Origin of the sequence: Aeriscardovia aeriphila (assembly GCF_002259595.1) — a bacterium.
In the GTDB taxonomy this organism is placed as follows: domain Bacteria; phylum Actinomycetota; class Actinomycetes; order Actinomycetales; family Bifidobacteriaceae; genus Aeriscardovia; species Aeriscardovia aeriphila.
Genome location: NZ_MWWU01000003.1, coordinates 106,176 through 121,602, shown reverse-complemented (window position 1 = coordinate 121,602; position 15,427 = coordinate 106,176). Strand labels below are relative to the sequence as shown.

Genomic DNA, 15,427 nt, shown 5'->3' with positions numbered 1-15,427 from the left:
CTGGCGTTGTTAATCTCGTGGTTTTCTGCCCTATAGTAAGCCCACAAGCTAAAGCACAAAACGAGCACCACCAGCTCATACACCAGCACCGGGCCTAAACTCATATGCTCGCCGCGGCCGTACACGAAGTATTCGAAAGCCGCGCTACCAGCCTCGAGCAGCGAGAAGGCGAGCAGTGAGATCGTGAAGATCGCCTTGCAAATCGCGTAAATTGGCTCCAAAGCAAACATGCCGTACGGGAAGCGTTTCGTTGCGCGCACGCTTCGCGAGGAGAGGTAGACGGCGACAATTCCCGACACTACCGAGATGAAGGTGAACGCGGTGTCGAGGAACATGGCTTGCAAGCCGGTCATGAGCACGACGACTACGCCACCAAGAACTTGCATGGTGTTCATCAGAATGCCGACGATGAGGGCTCGCCGTTCGATGGCCTTGTGGGAGCGTTTGCGCGTGCGGCTAGTCAGCTTGCTGGTAAGCGCGTTGACGGGCTTGGCGGCGTTGATCTGCTGCAGGAGAGTCTTCTTGTTGGGCTTTACTTTGTTTGGCTTCACTGGGCCTTCCTTTCTGGCGCACGATTGGCAGAACCGTACGAGGGGTGTCCACGAGTCTGAGTTTTCAGTTACTGAAGTTTTTCCTTGCTTTCAGTGTCAGAAGTTTCAGTTTCATGGGAGATTATCAGTGCGCAGATTCATCGCTTCATCTGCACAACATTTCTATTTTACAGGAAAATTCGCGCGCATTTCGCCCCCAGCGTGGCCGCAGGCTGGGGGAGCGCCCGGAAGCGCAGCCGCCTGGCCGCCAACCCCGCGCAACCCTCAATACGCAAAAACCCGGCCGAAGCCGGGTTCAGAGAGCCTCCTGTCAGGCTCGAACTGACGACCTTCCGCTTACAAGGCGGATGCTCTAGCCAACTGAGCTAAGGAGGCAACTCTCGCTATGATACCAGCAAATTACTCCAAGTCGATAGGCTTGCCGGTCTTGACGCTAGGCAAAACAGAAGAGTTGCCAATTTCAGCCGCATCCAGACCAATAGACTTAGCGACAATCTGCGTGTTGCTCAACTGGCTTGGGGCGAGCACGAGGTCAACATAATGGCCGTTAACCAGCAAGGTTGGCGTGGTCATCTGGCCCTTGAAATCACCATGCTGATGCCACAACTTCTCCTGCAGAGGGTCGTAGCTCGAAACAGCCTTCACCCACTTCTTATAGGTACCTTTGACAGCAGCATCAGCAACCGATGCCTTCACGCCAGCCTTCTTCAGCTGGGCGGCAATCATCTTGTCGCTGGTCGGCTTGTAAGCAGAAGCTTCCTGAGGCTGGTAGTCAGGGTCAAACATGGCCTGAACAGCACTCAACAGATGAGCAGGGTCATTCTCCGCCACGTACACAATTGCGGAAGCCGCACGCGTGGAGTACTCATCGGTGGAGGAGCGGTCCAGGAAGGCTTCCGGGTGAACGTCGAGATTAATCTGGCCAGCCTGAACCATCTTGACGATGTCATTTCCTGCGCTCTGCTCGAAAGCCGCGCATGCTGGGCAGATGAAGTCCATGTAGTTCGACACGGTTGGGACGCCGCTGACTGGCTTGTTTACGCCATTCTTCGAAATAGTAAAGCCGTTGTCCGTGTTGGCGTTGGCTGGCTTTTCCTCCACCTTGCTGATGGCAGCCTTCGCCTCTTTCACACTGTCAGCGCTAGGCTTGGAATCCTGGTTCGAGCGCACGATGAAGAAGGCAATGAGTGCGACGACCAAAACAACGGCCACGATCACTGCAACGCCAATCAACGTCTGGTTACGCTGGTCCTTGGCCAGTTGCGCTTGCTTCTGCGCTTCTAAAGCTTCTCTTTCGGCTCGTGTCATCCGTGCCATAATTCTCTTTCCTTTACTGCACGTCACCTGATGGTTCAGTATGGTACGCGATGCGTGTGAATCTCACGTTCACGCCCCAGCTTTTCAGCTGCTGGCTTGTATTTTTCTATTGCTCAAGATTATCAGCGCCATTCATTGCCACCGGAGTCCAATCCATCATCTGCGTATTCGTCGCCACACCCACGCTCGAAATCGCAAAGCCTAACAACAAAACCAGCACGAGAATGCCAGCCACGCGCGAATGATCCGGACGCGAATGCGGGTCTGCTGATTCAGCATTCTTCGGGGAATCTGACAGCGAATTATGAGCTAAATGCGATACTGCAAATCTCATGGAGGCCCATAAAGCCTGGAAACCACGCGATCGCGCGCTCCAACGAGACGTCAGAGTGCAAGCCAACAGCCAACAACCAGCAGAAGTGAGCGCCATAATGAGGCTCGCCACCGAGAAAACCTCGCCGGAAATGAGAGGCAGCGCGAAAAAGCGAGCCAGGCGAGTGAGCAACGCCGAACTCATCTGCGGGCTCAGCCAGATCGCCGGAATTGCAAGCAACTTCGTGGCAATGTAATTCACCACCGCGAGAATAATCGCCCACAAAACAGCTGGCGAGAGCACAGAAAAGAACGATTGTACGGCATACCACGGCAAAGCCAGCGCAATATGCACGCCATCCGAACGCACGCTGATTCCACCGTGGTCGTGACGCAAATTCATCGCTGTAATCGCCGCTTTTCCACGAATCGTGACCAGCCAGAGGATGACAGTGCCCACGATCAGTGCCCATGCTGGCGAAACAGCACCCAAGAAAGCAAAGGGAATGGCGAGCAGCAGTTTGAGTGCTACTCCGCTCGGCTCTTCTTGGGGTTCTTGCGGTTGTGCGTACGGTTCAGGCTGCTGGGGCTGCTGCGGTTGCTGCGGGTAAGGGCCGGGCTGTTGTGGGTAGTGTGCGGGCTGCGAGTACGGCTGCGCCTGCGGGTAGTCGCCTTCCAGCGAGTACGGGCCGCCCTCTTGCTCTTCTTCATTGTCAGCGGGCTGGTAAGCGACATTCGAGGAAATAACGCGAGGAGAACGAGGCGCGGAATTGTCAGCTTCTGGGTAGTCAGCCTCTGGACCATAAGCTTGAGGGGTGTCGTACTCGTTGTCGCCTTCGGTATTACCGTTGTCGTAGCTGTCAGCATCGGTGGAGTAGTCGTCAGCGCAGTTTTCCTCATCGTAGCCGTCGTCCGCGTCCGCGTAATCGTCGTCGGGCTGAGCGTAGAAAGCGGAATTGATGGTCTGCGTCTGCCCAGCATCGGCAGTTGCAGCGGGCTCGGCGGTCTGTGCAGCAGAAAGATTGTTCTGCATGGCGTTAGGCATCACCGTTGTTTGTGGAATCGCAGTCGTGCGCGCAGGAGCGGATGCAGGTGCAGGAGCTGGAGTGGGAGTAGGGGTAGGTGTGGCGATAGATGCAGGATTTGCACCACTTGCCGCGCTGGCACCGCCCGCACCACCGGCAGCGCCTGCAAAATGCCCAGCAAAGCGAGCAGGCTGAGCGAGCAGCAGCGACTCACGCTGATCAGCCAAAGCGATGGCTTGCACATCGCGAGGAGAATGCGTCCACTGACGACGCAAACCCGAACCAGGAGCAGGCCTGCCGTTCAAGGCTTGCAAACTTGGCGAAGTGCGTACTGGTGGCTCAGACGAGCCAGCGGCCGGCTCGCGAGAAGCGGGGGAGAAAGCAGACTGATAATCTGGAGCGCTCATTGCACACCGCCTACTGGTTGGCCTCCCACTCCTCGAACATCAGCAACAATCGCTTGGTACAGCTTGCCAATACTCAAACGCTGGGAACGCTGCGGGTTGAGCGCCTGCAAAAAAGCCTGACGCAACAGAGGGGAGAGGGTGTGCAGGTCGGCCGCACCAGAAGCCTCACGCTCCAGCACCGCCATGATGGGCTTTGAGCCAAAAACCGGCTGGCCAGTAGCAGCAAAAGCCAAAACAGAGGCGAGCGACCACCAATCAGTAATTTCGTCCGACTCAGCGCCTTCGATCACTTCCGGCGCAATAAAACCAGGAGTTCCCATCACCAAACCAGTGCGCGTCACATGCGACTCTCCCGGCTCCATGGCGATGCCAAAATCGACGAGAATTGGGCCAGAAGCGGAAATCATCACGTTAGTCGGCTTGATATCGCGGTGAATAATGCCCGCCTGGTGTACGGCCTGAACCGCGCTAATGAGCTTTTCGGCGAGCAGTACCAAGTCCTCGCCGGTATACGCGCCATTACGGTTCACGTCGTCGCGCAGATTGTCACCTTCGATCAGCTCGGTGACAATAAAAGCCAGCCTGTCGTCCAACTCCATGTCCACAATGGCCGTCACATTGGGGTGACGCACCTTGGTCAGCGCCAAAGCCTCGCGGTGCAAGCGTTCGCGAGCCTGCTGCTCCCTTTCCTTCTCTTGCGGGTCGGTAGCCAGGGAGTCCCTCAAGATTTTCATTGCAAAGAGTTGACCCGCGGAGTCGCGTACTGTCCACACCGTGCCCATCGCGCCACCGCCCAAGTGGGAGACGAGGGTATAGCCGCCGACCATATTGCCTGGCTCGAGCGAAAGCACAGACGTAGCAAAGGAGTCACTCATAGTTCCTATTTTTACGCCGGTTTTCGCCCAGAATGCACAATCGGGCGCGAATTTTCAGCATCTGCTCAGCCTTACCACAATAGAAGCCGCGATGGGAGCGTGCGATGGGGCGTGCAGTCATTTGGCCGCCGGGCACGGGCTTGAGGCGCACACTGGCGGCTTTCCGCGCCTCGGACTAGTCTGGAAACACTGCAAGTACGCCACCAGCGTGCAGGCAGTATGTAGTAATTAGTCAGTTGGTGAAATGGGGTATCCATGGATCGCACGCGTATCGCCCAACTGTACGCTGACCAAGAGGAGCTTGGTGGCTCTCTCGTTACTGTCGGCGGCTGGGTGCGCTCTATTCGTGACATGAAGGATGTTGGCTTCGTTACGCTTAACGACGGTAGCTGCTTCAAGGATTTGCAGGTCGTGATGACCCGCTCTGGCTTGGCTAATTATGACGAGATCAATTCCCAGGGCGTTGGCGCCGCACTCGTGGTTCGCGGTAAGCTTGCCCTGACTCCGGATAGGCCACAGCCGTTCGAACTGCAGGCTGAGGAAATCAGTGTGGAGGGCACTTGCGCTCCTGATTACCCTCTGCAAAAGCAGCGTCAGACTCGCGAATTCCTACGCACGCAGCAGCATTTGCGCGCCCGCACGAACCTCTTCCGTGCGGTCTTCCGCATTCGCTCGGTGGCAGCCTATGCCATTCACACGTTCTTCCAGTCTCGTGGCTTCGTCTACGTGAACACGCCTATTATCACTACCTCCGATGCTGAGGGTGCTGGCGAAATGTTCCAAGTGACCACTTTGGACATGAACAATGTTCCGAAGACGGACGACGGCAAGGTCGACTACTCAAAGGACTTCTTCGGTGCTGCCGCTCACTTGACGGTGTCCGGCCAGCTGCAAGGTGAGAACTTCGCACAGTCCATGGGCGATATTTACACCTTCGGCCCCACCTTCCGCGCTGAGGATTCCAACACTCGCCGCCATGCGGCAGAGTTTTGGATGGTTGAGCCAGAAATGGCCTTCTGCGACCTCAAGGGTGAAATGGATGTGTCTGAGCAGATGCTCAAGTTTGTCATCCGCACGGTTCTCGACAAGTGCCCAGACGAGCTGAACATGCTCAACCGCTTTGTTGACAAGGGCTTGCTTGCTCGCCTGGAGCATGTGGCAAGCTCTGACTTCGCTCGCGTCACCTACACCGAGGCCATTGACATCCTCGAAAAGGCTGTGGAAAGCGGCGTCAAGTTCGAGTACCCCGTCAAGTGGGGAATCGACTTGCAGACCGAGCACGAGCGCTACCTGTGCGAGCAGCACTTCAAACGCCCAACCTTTGTCACCGATTATCCGGCGGCAATTAAGGCCTTCTACATGCGCATGAACGAGGATGGCAAGACGGTTGCAGCTGCTGACTGCTTGGCTCCTGGTATCGGCGAGATTATTGGCGGCTCTCAGCGTGAGGAGCGCTACGACAAGCTTCTTGCTCGTATTGAGGAGCTCGGCATGGACGAGCAGCAGTATAAGTACTACCTCGACCTTCGCCGTTATGGTTCGACCAAGCATGCTGGCTTTGGCTTGGGCTTTGAGCGTCTCGTCATGTATTTGACTGGTGTCGATAACATTCGTGACGTCTTGCCTCATCCTCGTACGGTTGGTAACGCCGACTTCTAAGGTTTCTTAAGATTATCATTGCGGTTTTTCCGCATGAAAACTGGCCCTGGTGATGAGCTGCTTCGTAGTTCTCGCCAGGGCTTTTGCGTCTCTTCTATAATGTGCGTTTATGTCATATGACAATACAAGCCAATAACGGTAGAAAATGGTCAATATTGTGATACAACTGGGAACTACTTCATGACTTCTCGTAAAGGGTTCGATGCTGAAGGCTTCCCCTTCATTAATGGAGATACAGGGCTTTCTATTATATGAATTCGAAGATTGGGGTTGCAATGAAGCTTCAGAACCCGGACAATGGTGATCGCAACATTGTCCGATCGCTCGTTGCAACATTAACGCGTTATTACGTTTCTTCCATTCCGATCAACAGTAGAGCAGGGAAACATTCAACGGTGTCAATCTACTCTCGGAAAACGCATAAAAAGATTCGTACCTTCACCATTTCGGATGATTTCACACGAATGCAACAGGTCGACCCGATTCAACCAAGCAAAATGGTCGTCAACCCAACAGAACCATTGTTCAACTAACAAATAGCGCTGTTTGGATGTTTTCTCGACACACCCGAGAATCGCCCTTTCCTGAGAAAACCCTTGGAATTTGGCGTTTTGGGTGCGAAAAGTTTGGATAATGGCAATCTCAGTGATAGAGTCAAGAGCGTTGGCTCAAAGAGGAGCTTGATAGGTCTTCTTTTGCCATCGAAGTATCAACCTTTTACTCGGATCGTTCGGCACGTACCTGCCGATGGAAGGAATGACGAATATGGCATCCGTCACTTATGACCACACCACCCGAATTTATCCAGGTAACACCACTCCATCTGTGTCTGACCTGAACCTCGACATCAAGGATGGCGAGTTCATGGTTCTCGTTGGCCCATCTGGCTGCGGTAAGTCCACTACTCTGCGTATGCTCGCAGGCCTCGAAGAGGTGAACAAGGGCCGCATCCTCATTGGTGATAAGGACGTCACCACCATGCAGCCAAAGGACCGCGACATCGCAATGGTCTTCCAGAACTACGCTCTGTACCCACACATGACTGTGGCAGACAACATGGGCTTCGCTCTGAAGATCGCCGGCGAGGATAAGGCCACCATCCGCAAGAAGGTGGAGCAGGCTGCTGAGATCCTCGATTTGACCGAGTTCCTCGATCGTAAGCCACGCGCTCTCTCTGGTGGTCAGCGTCAGCGCGTCGCCATGGGCCGTGCAATCGTGCGTCAGCCAAAGGTCTTCCTCATGGATGAGCCTCTGTCCAACCTCGATGCAAAGCTGCGCGTCCAGACTCGTACCCAGATTGCAACCCTGCAGCGTCAGCTTGGCGTCACCACTCTGTACGTGACCCACGACCAGACTGAGGCTCTGACCATGGGCGACCGCATTGCTGTTCTGAACCTCGGTGTTCTCCAGCAGGTCGGCGCTCCAACCGAGCTCTATGATCGCCCAGCAAACGTCTTCGTTGCAGGCTTCATTGGTTCTCCATCCATGAACCTCTCAGTGCACCCAGTCTCCGAGGGTAAGGCTCAGATCGGTTCCGACTCTGTGTCCCTGCCAACCGATGCAGTGGCAAAGCTCACCCCAGAAGACAACGGCGAGATCATCCTCGGCTTCCGTCCAGAGCACGCTTCTCTGGCATCTGCCGGCGATACCGACGCCTTCAGCCTCCTGGTTCGCAACACCGAGGATCTGGGCTCTGATGGTTACATCTACGGCGACATCATCGCTGACGACTCTGTCGCTGATTCTGCTGCAGCAACCTCTGCAACCATGTCTGATCAGAACAAGATGACAACTGTTCGCGTCAACCCACGCGAGCTCCCAGCTGTCGGCGATACGGTCAAGATCCACATCGATCCATCCCGTATGCACCTGTTCTCTCCAGCAACTGGCGAGCGTCTCAACTGAGACCCAGAGGGACAAGAGATTTCCTGACCAGGTTCTGATTGCCTGAGTCAGCGAAGTAAGAAGAGCACTGGAGTGATTCCCAGCACGCATTCTTACTTTTCTCTCCTCAATCACAAGCGAGTGGTGAACGCGCATCGACGCACGTTCACCACTCGCTTTTTTATCGCCACTGCCGTGCTACCGCTGTCAAGCCACATATCGGGTGCGGCCAACGTTGAGCACAGAACGCTGAGCATGTATTCTATGAGCAGATACAGGAGGACTAATGGAAGATTTCCAGAGCTTACGCGCCGCTCGCGCTACCTCAGTGAATGCTGACTTCTCCGAGGCCAACCCAGCCGCCGCTAGCGACGAGGGACAATTGCACATCACTGCAGCAACGTCGAACCCACGTCTGTTTACCCTGCCGTGGAGCACCCCACTATCCCAATGGCCAGATGACCTTCTCGTGAAACTACCTCGCGGTATTTCTCGACACATCGTGCGCTTCGTGCAGGTGGGCAGTGACATCCTTGCTATGAAGGAAATCTCCCGCAGCGCAGCCGAGCACGAATACGAAGCTTTGCGTCAACTGCGCAAACTCGACATCCCCTGCGTTGAACCAGTCGGCGTAGTAACCGGGCGCAGCAGCGAGAAGGGTGAACCGCTCGAAGCAATCCTCATCACCAAGCATTTGCGCTACTCTTTGCCATACCGCGCTCTCTTCTCGCGCAACTTGCGCTCCGACACCGCTGACCGCCTTGTTGATGCTCTCGCTGTGCTCCTCGTGCGCTTGCACCTGATCGGCTTCTACTGGGGTGATGTGTCGCTGTCGAATGTTCTGTTCATTCGCGATGCCGACCAGTTCGGCGCTTATCTGGTTGACGCAGAAACCGGTAGCTTGTACCCGCGCCTGACCGATGGGCAGAGGAATTACGACCTTGACCTCGCCCGAACGAACATCATCGGCGAATTGATGGATTTGAACTCTGGTAATCTTTTGCCGTCCTCTGTCGACGAGGTGGAGGTAGGCAACAGGCTTGTCGAACGCTACGACATGCTCTGGGATACGCTGACCGGCACCGAAAGCTTTGGTACCAACGAAATGTGGCGCATCGAAAAGCGCGTCGAAAAGCTCAACGAACTGGGCTTCGACGTCGACGAGCTGGATGTGAAGACGGTCGACGGCGGCCGGCGCATCAGCGTGCGCCCAATGGTGGTGGACGCCGGCTACGCTTCGCGCAAGCTGCTCAAACTTACCGGCTTGGACGTGCAGGAAAACCAGGCTCGCCGCCTGCTCAATGACCTCGACGGCTATCGCGCCTCGACATGGAGGCAAGATCAAGACGAAGAGATCGTTGCCACTGACTGGATGCGCGAAGTCTACGAGCCAACAGTTCGCATGATCCCGCCAGAATACCAGACCACCGTCGAGCCGGCACAGTTCTTCCACGACGTGCTCACGCACCGCTGGTACATGGCCGAGCAGATCGGCCACGACGTGCCCATGCCCGTGGCGACGAACGACTACATCAAAACGGTGTTGCCACAAACTCAGCTCGACCAGCAGTCTCTCGCCGAAATCAACGCGGATGCTGATGCAGGCGTGATCGACGATGACTCGGTGGCTGACATTCCTGATGATGAATTTGGTTCGCGCGGACCTCGCGAAGAGGACGACGATCAGGATGCAGCCGTGTGGTCAACGGACTAAATTGTCCGACAGATGAGCAGAATAAAACGCATGATGGCCGATGTTTCACGAAAAACATCGGCCATCAGTGTAGTTCAGTGCATGAGTTGAGCTTGGCGGAAACACCAGCGCTAGGCGTTTCCGCACTGAGCATCCAACGACCGACACCCAGCACTAGGCGCCCAGCTCTCAGCGCCCAGTTTCAGCGCATGGCATCAGCACTCAGCACTATGTGCCTGCGGGCGCTCTTGGCTCTTCATGCTTGTTAATCTTGCTGCTGCGCGACACGACGAGCTTGATCCGTCGCGTAGAGAGCGATACCAGCAGCTACGGAAGCATTCAGCGACTCAACATCCTGCGAAATCGGGATACCAGCAATCACATCGCACTTCGTACGCGTCAGAGCATTCAAGCCAGAGCCTTCTGAACCCAAAACAATAACGAGAGGGTCCATCTCGAAACCGGTGCTACCCACGTCAGCAGAACCGCCGCCATCCAAGCCGACCACATAGTAACCGCGCTCTTGCAACGCTTCAATTGCACGGTTCAAGTTCACCACGCGAGCTACAGGCATGCGAGCAGCCTGACCAGCTGACACCTTCCATGCACCTGCATTCACCGAAGCGGAACGGCGTTCTGGAAGAATAATGCCATCAGCATGGAAAGCAGCAGCGGAGCGGATCACAGCACCGAGGTTCTGCGCATCCGTCACGCCATCCAAAGCAACGAAGAGCTGGCGCTTACCCGTGGCTTCGAAAACAGCATCAGCCTTGTCGGCGAGCTCGGAGAGGTCAGAATACTCGAACGGGCGAGTTTTGAGTACCACGCCTTGATGGTTCTCTGAACGGGCGATGCGGTCAATCTCCAGGCGGTCGGCTTCAAGAATGTTGAGGCCCTTTTCAGCGGCGAGGTGAATGATCTCGCGGGTGCGGTCATCACCTTCAATGTGGGCGGCAACATACAGGTCGCTTGAAGGAACTCCAGCGCGCAACGCTTCGAGAACCGCGTTACGGCCAATGACGAGCTCATCGTTCTTCTTGACATACTTCTGTGCGCGGCGGCGTGCTGCGAGACGAGGATCAGCGAAATCTCGCTTTTCCTTCTCGAGTTTCTCCTTATAAGCCTTGTGGTACACGCGGTCGACAGCCTTAGGCGTAGGGCCCTTGCCGCGCAGGGACTTGCGGTGACGCCCACCTGAGCCGACAACTGCCTTACCCAGGCGTGAGCGCTTCGCATTATGCGATTCTTGCCTCATATTGCCTGCCATATTTCTCCTCACCGAATCCTTTATATGTGACGTTTTATTTTATCAAAGCTCAGGCATTTGCTGAGTGAGGTTACGAGCAGTGGCAATCTTGAGGCATTCCTCACGAAAAGCGAGGTAGCAGAAGGCCGTTGCGCGCGCGTCATTGAGCGAATCGTGAGCCTCGTAGTGGTAGCCGTAAATGTGCGCGACGTCGACAAGCCTGAGCCAGCGGTAACCTGGGCGATGTCTGTTGTATTGGCAGTGCAGGCGTGCGAAGGCCTCCATCAGGTCGAAGGCCTCAATTTCAGGAAGATTAACACCGCTTTGTAGTACCAGCCGCTGGTCAAAACCAATGTTGTAGCCCACGAGCAGGGCCGAGCGCGCCCACAGCGCAGACAGAGAAGGCTCAAGTTCAGTCAAGTGAGGTTGAGCCTTCACGTCGTCCCAACTGATGTGGTTGATTTTCTCGGCTTCTGGCCAAGCTGTGTGGCGAGTAGGGCGGGCGAGCTGGTTGGCGATCTCGTCGCCTTGAGCTGTGCAGATGCCGTAGGAGATCACTTCGTCGCTGGGTTCGAGTCCGGTTGTTTCGGTGTCGAGGACGATGACGTTTGTTGTGGGCAATGTGGCGTAGTAGAGCAGCTCGTCGTCGGGAAGATGGTTGATTTGCAAGCGTTCGATCGGTGCGAAGCCGGAGAAAGGGCGGCCTGAGTTTTCAAAGGGGAGGGGATGGGTGAGCTGAGAGCTTGCTGTGCTGAGAGCGCCATTGCTGTTCTGAAGATTATCATTCATACTTGTAACACCGTATTACATTCGGACTATATGCAGAGTTCTTTATGAGGTATGTTACGTCGCATGAGGAACTCTTTGCGGGAACTCTTCCATTTTACGCCGAGTTTCTGGAGGCTCACTGAAGGTATGGGTTTTCAATAAAAACCGTGAAGTAAGGAGCACCTCAGAAGTAAGGAGCACCTCATGAATACGAGTAATCAAGAAAACCTCACGACGCATAATAGTGAGCAGCTGCACGTGGAACATCACTCAGAGGTTGACTCACGATTTTCCCACGGTTATTCGTGCAGTTCGCCTCAACCGCAAAGGTCGCGGCCTCAGAATTTCACAGCGAAAACTGCGGATGGCGTTACTCTCTATGATCTGACCAAAAAGTAAAGCGCTGATAATCTGAAGAGTTTCTTGAGATTATCAGTACCAAGAAGCCTCCCTAGCGACGAGATAAGCAATGTTTTTCGTGAAACATCACGAGACAGACATTGTTTTTCGTGAAACAGTCGCCGGGAAGGCTTTCCTTCTCCATGAGCCAGTCAGCCTGCAAGCTCAGTGACCCAAAATCACGTAGTCAACGTGACGAAGAGCATCGAGATCGCGCCCACCAGCGTAGGAAATAGAAGACTGCAAATCTTCCTTCATCTCACGCAAAGTGTTCTCAATCGGCCCACGGTAAGGAACGAGCATCTGCGTTCCCTCAACATTGCGGTAGGCACCCTTCTGAATTTCCGAGGCAGAACCCCAATACTGCTTGTAATCCTTACCATCCAGAGAAATAAGGTTACCGGGCGACTCACGATGCCCAGCAAGCATCCAGCCAACCATCACCATCGTCGCACCAAAACGAATAGATTTCGCAATATCGCCATTCTGACGAATTCCACCATCGGCAATCAAAGGTTTCTGAGCAGCCTTCTTGCACAAACGCAAAGCAGAAAGCTGCCAGCCTGCAGTACCAAAACCAGTCTTGAGCTTCGTGATGCACGCCTTACCGGGGCCAACACCCACCTTGGTGGCGTCAGCGCCAGCATTCTCCAACTCGCGCACAGCCTCCGGCGTTGCCACATTGCCTGCAGTGAGGAAAGTGCCAGGAAGCTGCTTCTTGATGTACTCGATCATCTTCACCACATACACCGAATGGCCATGAGCTACGTCAATCGTGATGTACTCAGGCGTAAGCCCAGCAGCCTTCAGCTCATCGATGAAACCGTACTCTTCATCCTTAATGCCCACAGAAATCGAGGCGTACAAGCCCTTCTCCTGCATACGACGCACAAACCCCAAACGCTCCTGAGGCTGGAAACGGTGCATAACGTAGAAATAATCATTCTGAGCCAGCCATACAGCGAGATTCTCATTAATTACGCTTTGCATGTTCGCTGGAACAACGGGGATACGGAATCGACGAGGGCCAAACTCAACGCTGGGGTCAGCTTCAGACCTGCTCTTCACAATGCATTTCGCCGGAACAAGCTGAATATCGTCGTAATCGAAAGCCACCATGGCTACCACCTCCGAAGGCAGTAACCTAGAGAACTCACGTTTACGAAATGTTACAAGCAACTGGCTGCGTTAACACAGCGGTAACTTTCAGCCGGTGATGAGCACCCTCGGCCACTCACTCTGTGCTCGCTGTGCTTACCTCATATTTCTCGAGATTATCAGCACGGACACATCACAACCGCAGAAACTAAGCCTTATGCGGCATATCACGGTCAGTATCCAACAGCAAAGTAGTCGGCCCCTCATTGGTAATACTCACTGCCATGTCAGCGCCGAACCAACCTTCAGTAACGGCGATGGAATACTCAGTCGCCAATAACGTGTTCACAGTATGCCACAATTGCTCTGCATGAACAGGTTCACCAGCACTCATAAAACTCGGCCGATTACCCTTATGAATATCACCAAACAAAGTGAACTGCGAAATAGAGAGAATGGAACCGTGAACGTCGAGCAGCGATAGGTTCATTTTCCCTTCAGCATCGGGGAAGATACGCATGTTGGCAATCTTTTTTGCAGCCCACTGTGCTTCTTTTTCTGTATCACTATCGCTCACACCAACGAGGAGCATAAAGCCAGCCGAGCTCGTATGAGTTGTTCCTTGAGGGATGACGTCGAGAGTAGCCTCCTCAGGGAAAGCAGGATCAGGTGTTTTTCGTGAAACATCGCTGGGGACGTGAGGAGCATTGAGGCTAACAGCTGCTTGGGAAACTCGTTGAATAACAATTCGCATAGCAGAATTCTATGCCATCGTCGTGATGATAAGTCTCCTTGCTAGGCTCAGTGACGATGTTGCCAGCCTTGTCCGTTTTCTCAAGATTGCCAGAAACAGAATAACAACGTAAAGAAAACGGGACGCTGGATGTTCCAGTGTCCCGTTACTCATTGTGAAGTGTCATCAAACTCTACCTCGTTCTCAGCTGCGATAGACTGCCCAGCCGCCGACTGCGTTGATCTTTTTATCAGAACCGATGCTGATGTGCTTGAGTAGTGGAGTAGGTAACAAAAAACCGCAGCTCACAACAAGTGCAAACTGCGGTTTTGAGGGCTGGCGACTTTGCTAGCTAACGTCTCTTCATCTCAAGCTCAGGCGAGATGTGCGCGCATGAACCAGAGGAACTTCTCGAGGTCCTGCACGTGGTCTTGAATGATGTTGGAAGAAATAACATCCAGCTCGTCGAGTTGCTTAATGGCCTCGCGGTCAGCAGCAATGAACTGCTCATAATAAGCAATCAGAGCCTTCAAGTACTCTTCCACGCTCTTGCGGCCAGTCAGTTCGAACTTATCCCAATTGCGGTTTGCAACAACATCGTCAGCGCGGCCCATAGGAGAGCCACCCAACTGAGAAATACGCTCAGCAGTCTCATCAGCCTGGTTCAGCACAGAGTCAACTTCTGGGTCGAGCATTTCATGAACAGCAATGAAGTTTGGTCCCACAAGGTTCCAATGAGCATGCTTGAGCACCAAAGCAGCTTCCTGCTCATTGCTCAAACGGTTCTGCAAAATAGTGATAATCTTCTCGGAGGTTTCCTCATCCAAGCCTGGATTGGTATACAGCAGTGCCATTGCTATACCTCTTTTTCTCTCATATCTCTTTTGTGATCACTCTCATTTTAACGCACGCAAACCCTTACAAGAGCAAAGAGAAGAGAGTTCCCTGAGAGTAAAACCGGGAATAAGCTCAGCATTTCTTGAGATTATCAATGCTCGCTCATCTTCTTTGCATGCTCTTGCTCAATTGCCGAAACAATCGAAGCAAGCGTAATCGTTTTCATTTTCTCTTCAGCAACATTGTTAATCTCAGCGTAGTGACGCTGCAATACGGCCTGAATGTTCGCGCCGACCGTGCACGCCATATTGGTGTTGGGATCGACGTGAAGAAGAGAGTGATCCATCGTGATCGCCATGAAAACGTCATACAACGAAATAGCAGCAGCAGAGCGAGTCAACTGCGGTTCAACAGCTCCGGAACGAGTGCTGATCAAACCAGCCTTACGCATATCAGACATCAAAGTGCGCACCGAACTCGGGTTCGTTTGGATGCTGGAAGCAATACGAGTGCTTGACAGGTCCCCACCCTGGTTAATCACCAGATACGCCAAAATATGTACAGCGTCGCTGAGTCGATGTGATGTTTTCATAGCTAGTAGATTATCGAAGAAGAGGAACAAC

12 protein-coding genes, 1 tRNA gene and 1 pseudogene are annotated in these 15,427 nt (G+C 54.0%); 3 read left to right on the top strand and 11 right to left on the bottom strand.

Annotation, left to right across the window (positions count from 1 at the left end; translation table 11 throughout):
• The 5 genes and pseudogenes from AEAE_RS05840 to AEAE_RS05820 all read right to left on the bottom strand — a co-directional run.
• Positions 1-551: cation efflux transmembrane domain-containing protein (locus AEAE_RS05840; protein ID WP_244569657.1), on the bottom strand; the 551-nt coding region annotated here is incomplete at its 3' end.
• A 301-nt stretch (positions 552-852) separates the two neighbouring features.
• Positions 853-926: transfer RNA gene (locus tag AEAE_RS05835), tRNA-Thr, on the bottom strand.
• Between the two features lie 24 nt (positions 927-950).
• Positions 951-1,868, bottom strand: a complete 918-nt coding sequence (locus tag AEAE_RS05830) for a DsbA family protein (RefSeq protein WP_094690210.1) — start codon at positions 1,866-1,868, stop codon at positions 951-953.
• 106 nt (positions 1,869-1,974) lie between these two features.
• Positions 1,975-3,612 carry a hypothetical protein gene (locus AEAE_RS05825; protein WP_094690209.1) on the bottom strand — a complete coding sequence of 546 codons (1,638 nt, stop codon included), beginning with the start codon at positions 3,610-3,612 and terminating at the stop codon, positions 1,975-1,977.
• A 38-nt stretch (positions 3,613-3,650) separates the two neighbouring features.
• A pseudogene (locus AEAE_RS05820) lies at positions 3,651-4,487 on the bottom strand (serine/threonine-protein kinase); the annotation flags it as partial.
• A gap of 255 nt (positions 4,488-4,742) precedes the next feature.
• Here AEAE_RS05820 and asnS point away from each other — a divergent pair.
• From asnS to AEAE_RS05800, 3 genes are all read left to right on the top strand, one after another.
• On the top strand, positions 4,743-6,146 hold the full coding sequence (gene asnS / locus AEAE_RS05815; RefSeq protein WP_094690207.1) for an asparagine--tRNA ligase: 1,404 nt from the start codon (positions 4,743-4,745) through the stop codon (positions 6,144-6,146).
• Positions 6,147-6,911: 765 nt separating this feature from the next.
• On the top strand, positions 6,912-8,051 hold the full coding sequence (locus AEAE_RS05805) for an ABC transporter ATP-binding protein (RefSeq protein ID WP_094690205.1): 1,140 nt from the start codon (positions 6,912-6,914) through the stop codon (positions 8,049-8,051).
• Between the two features lie 265 nt (positions 8,052-8,316).
• Positions 8,317-9,744, top strand: a complete 1,428-nt coding sequence (locus AEAE_RS05800; RefSeq protein WP_094690204.1) for a DUF4032 domain-containing protein — start codon at positions 8,317-8,319, stop codon at positions 9,742-9,744.
• A gap of 244 nt (positions 9,745-9,988) precedes the next feature.
• Here AEAE_RS05800 and rlmB read toward each other — a convergent pair whose 3' ends face one another.
• The 6 genes from rlmB to AEAE_RS05770 all read right to left on the bottom strand — a co-directional run bounded on the left by rlmB (position 9,989) and on the right by AEAE_RS05770 (position 15,396).
• Entirely contained in the window at positions 9,989-10,978 is a 990-nt protein-coding gene (gene rlmB, locus AEAE_RS05795) for a 23S rRNA (guanosine(2251)-2'-O)-methyltransferase RlmB (protein ID WP_094690224.1), read from the bottom strand.
• Positions 10,979-11,032: 54 nt separating this feature from the next.
• Positions 11,033-11,758 (bottom strand): 3'-5' exonuclease, encoded by a 726-nt coding sequence (locus AEAE_RS05790; protein WP_094690203.1) that lies wholly within the window; start codon positions 11,756-11,758, stop codon positions 11,033-11,035.
• A gap of 543 nt (positions 11,759-12,301) precedes the next feature.
• Positions 12,302-13,255 (bottom strand): GMP reductase, encoded by a 954-nt coding sequence (locus tag AEAE_RS05785; RefSeq protein WP_094690202.1) that lies wholly within the window; start codon positions 13,253-13,255, stop codon positions 12,302-12,304.
• Positions 13,256-13,442: 187 nt separating this feature from the next.
• Positions 13,443-13,988, bottom strand: coding sequence for a D-aminoacyl-tRNA deacylase (dtd, locus tag AEAE_RS05780; RefSeq protein ID WP_094690201.1), 546 nt, complete (start codon positions 13,986-13,988; stop codon positions 13,443-13,445).
• A 353-nt stretch (positions 13,989-14,341) separates the two neighbouring features.
• Positions 14,342-14,821: a Dps family protein gene (locus AEAE_RS05775; protein WP_094690200.1), complete on the bottom strand. Its 480-nt coding sequence runs from the start codon at positions 14,819-14,821 to the stop codon at positions 14,342-14,344.
• Positions 14,822-14,955: 134 nt separating this feature from the next.
• The gene (locus tag AEAE_RS05770) at positions 14,956-15,396 is read right to left on the bottom strand and encodes an Rrf2 family transcriptional regulator (RefSeq protein ID WP_094690199.1); all 441 of its coding nucleotides are present in this window, start codon (positions 15,394-15,396) and stop codon (positions 14,956-14,958) included.
• Positions 15,397-15,427: the final 31 nt, after the last annotated feature.

Bases quoted from the DNA above. Each gene is read 5' to 3' on its own strand.
- AEAE_RS05785 (WP_094690202.1), bottom strand. From the start codon at position 13,255: ATGGTGGCTTTCGATTACGACGATATTCAGCTTGTTCCGGCGAAATGC.
- dtd (WP_094690201.1), bottom strand. From the start codon at position 13,988: ATGCGAATTGTTATTCAACGAGTTTCCCAAGCAGCTGTTAGCCTCAAT.
- AEAE_RS05830 (WP_094690210.1), bottom strand. From the start codon at position 1,868: ATGGCACGGATGACACGAGCCGAAAGAGAAGCTTTAGAAGCGCAGAAG.
- AEAE_RS05775 (WP_094690200.1), bottom strand. From the start codon at position 14,821: ATGGCACTGCTGTATACCAATCCAGGCTTGGATGAGGAAACCTCCGAG.
- AEAE_RS05800 (WP_094690204.1), top strand. From the start codon at position 8,317: ATGGAAGATTTCCAGAGCTTACGCGCCGCTCGCGCTACCTCAGTGAAT.
- AEAE_RS05790 (WP_094690203.1), bottom strand. From the start codon at position 11,758: ATGAATGATAATCTTCAGAACAGCAATGGCGCTCTCAGCACAGCAAGC.
- AEAE_RS05770 (WP_094690199.1), bottom strand. From the start codon at position 15,396: ATGAAAACATCACATCGACTCAGCGACGCTGTACATATTTTGGCGTAT.
- AEAE_RS05805 (WP_094690205.1), top strand. From the start codon at position 6,912: ATGGCATCCGTCACTTATGACCACACCACCCGAATTTATCCAGGTAAC.
- AEAE_RS05825 (WP_094690209.1), bottom strand. From the start codon at position 3,612: ATGAGCGCTCCAGATTATCAGTCTGCTTTCTCCCCCGCTTCTCGCGAG.
- rlmB (WP_094690224.1), bottom strand. From the start codon at position 10,978: ATGAGGCAAGAATCGCATAATGCGAAGCGCTCACGCCTGGGTAAGGCA.
- asnS (WP_094690207.1), top strand. From the start codon at position 4,743: ATGGATCGCACGCGTATCGCCCAACTGTACGCTGACCAAGAGGAGCTT.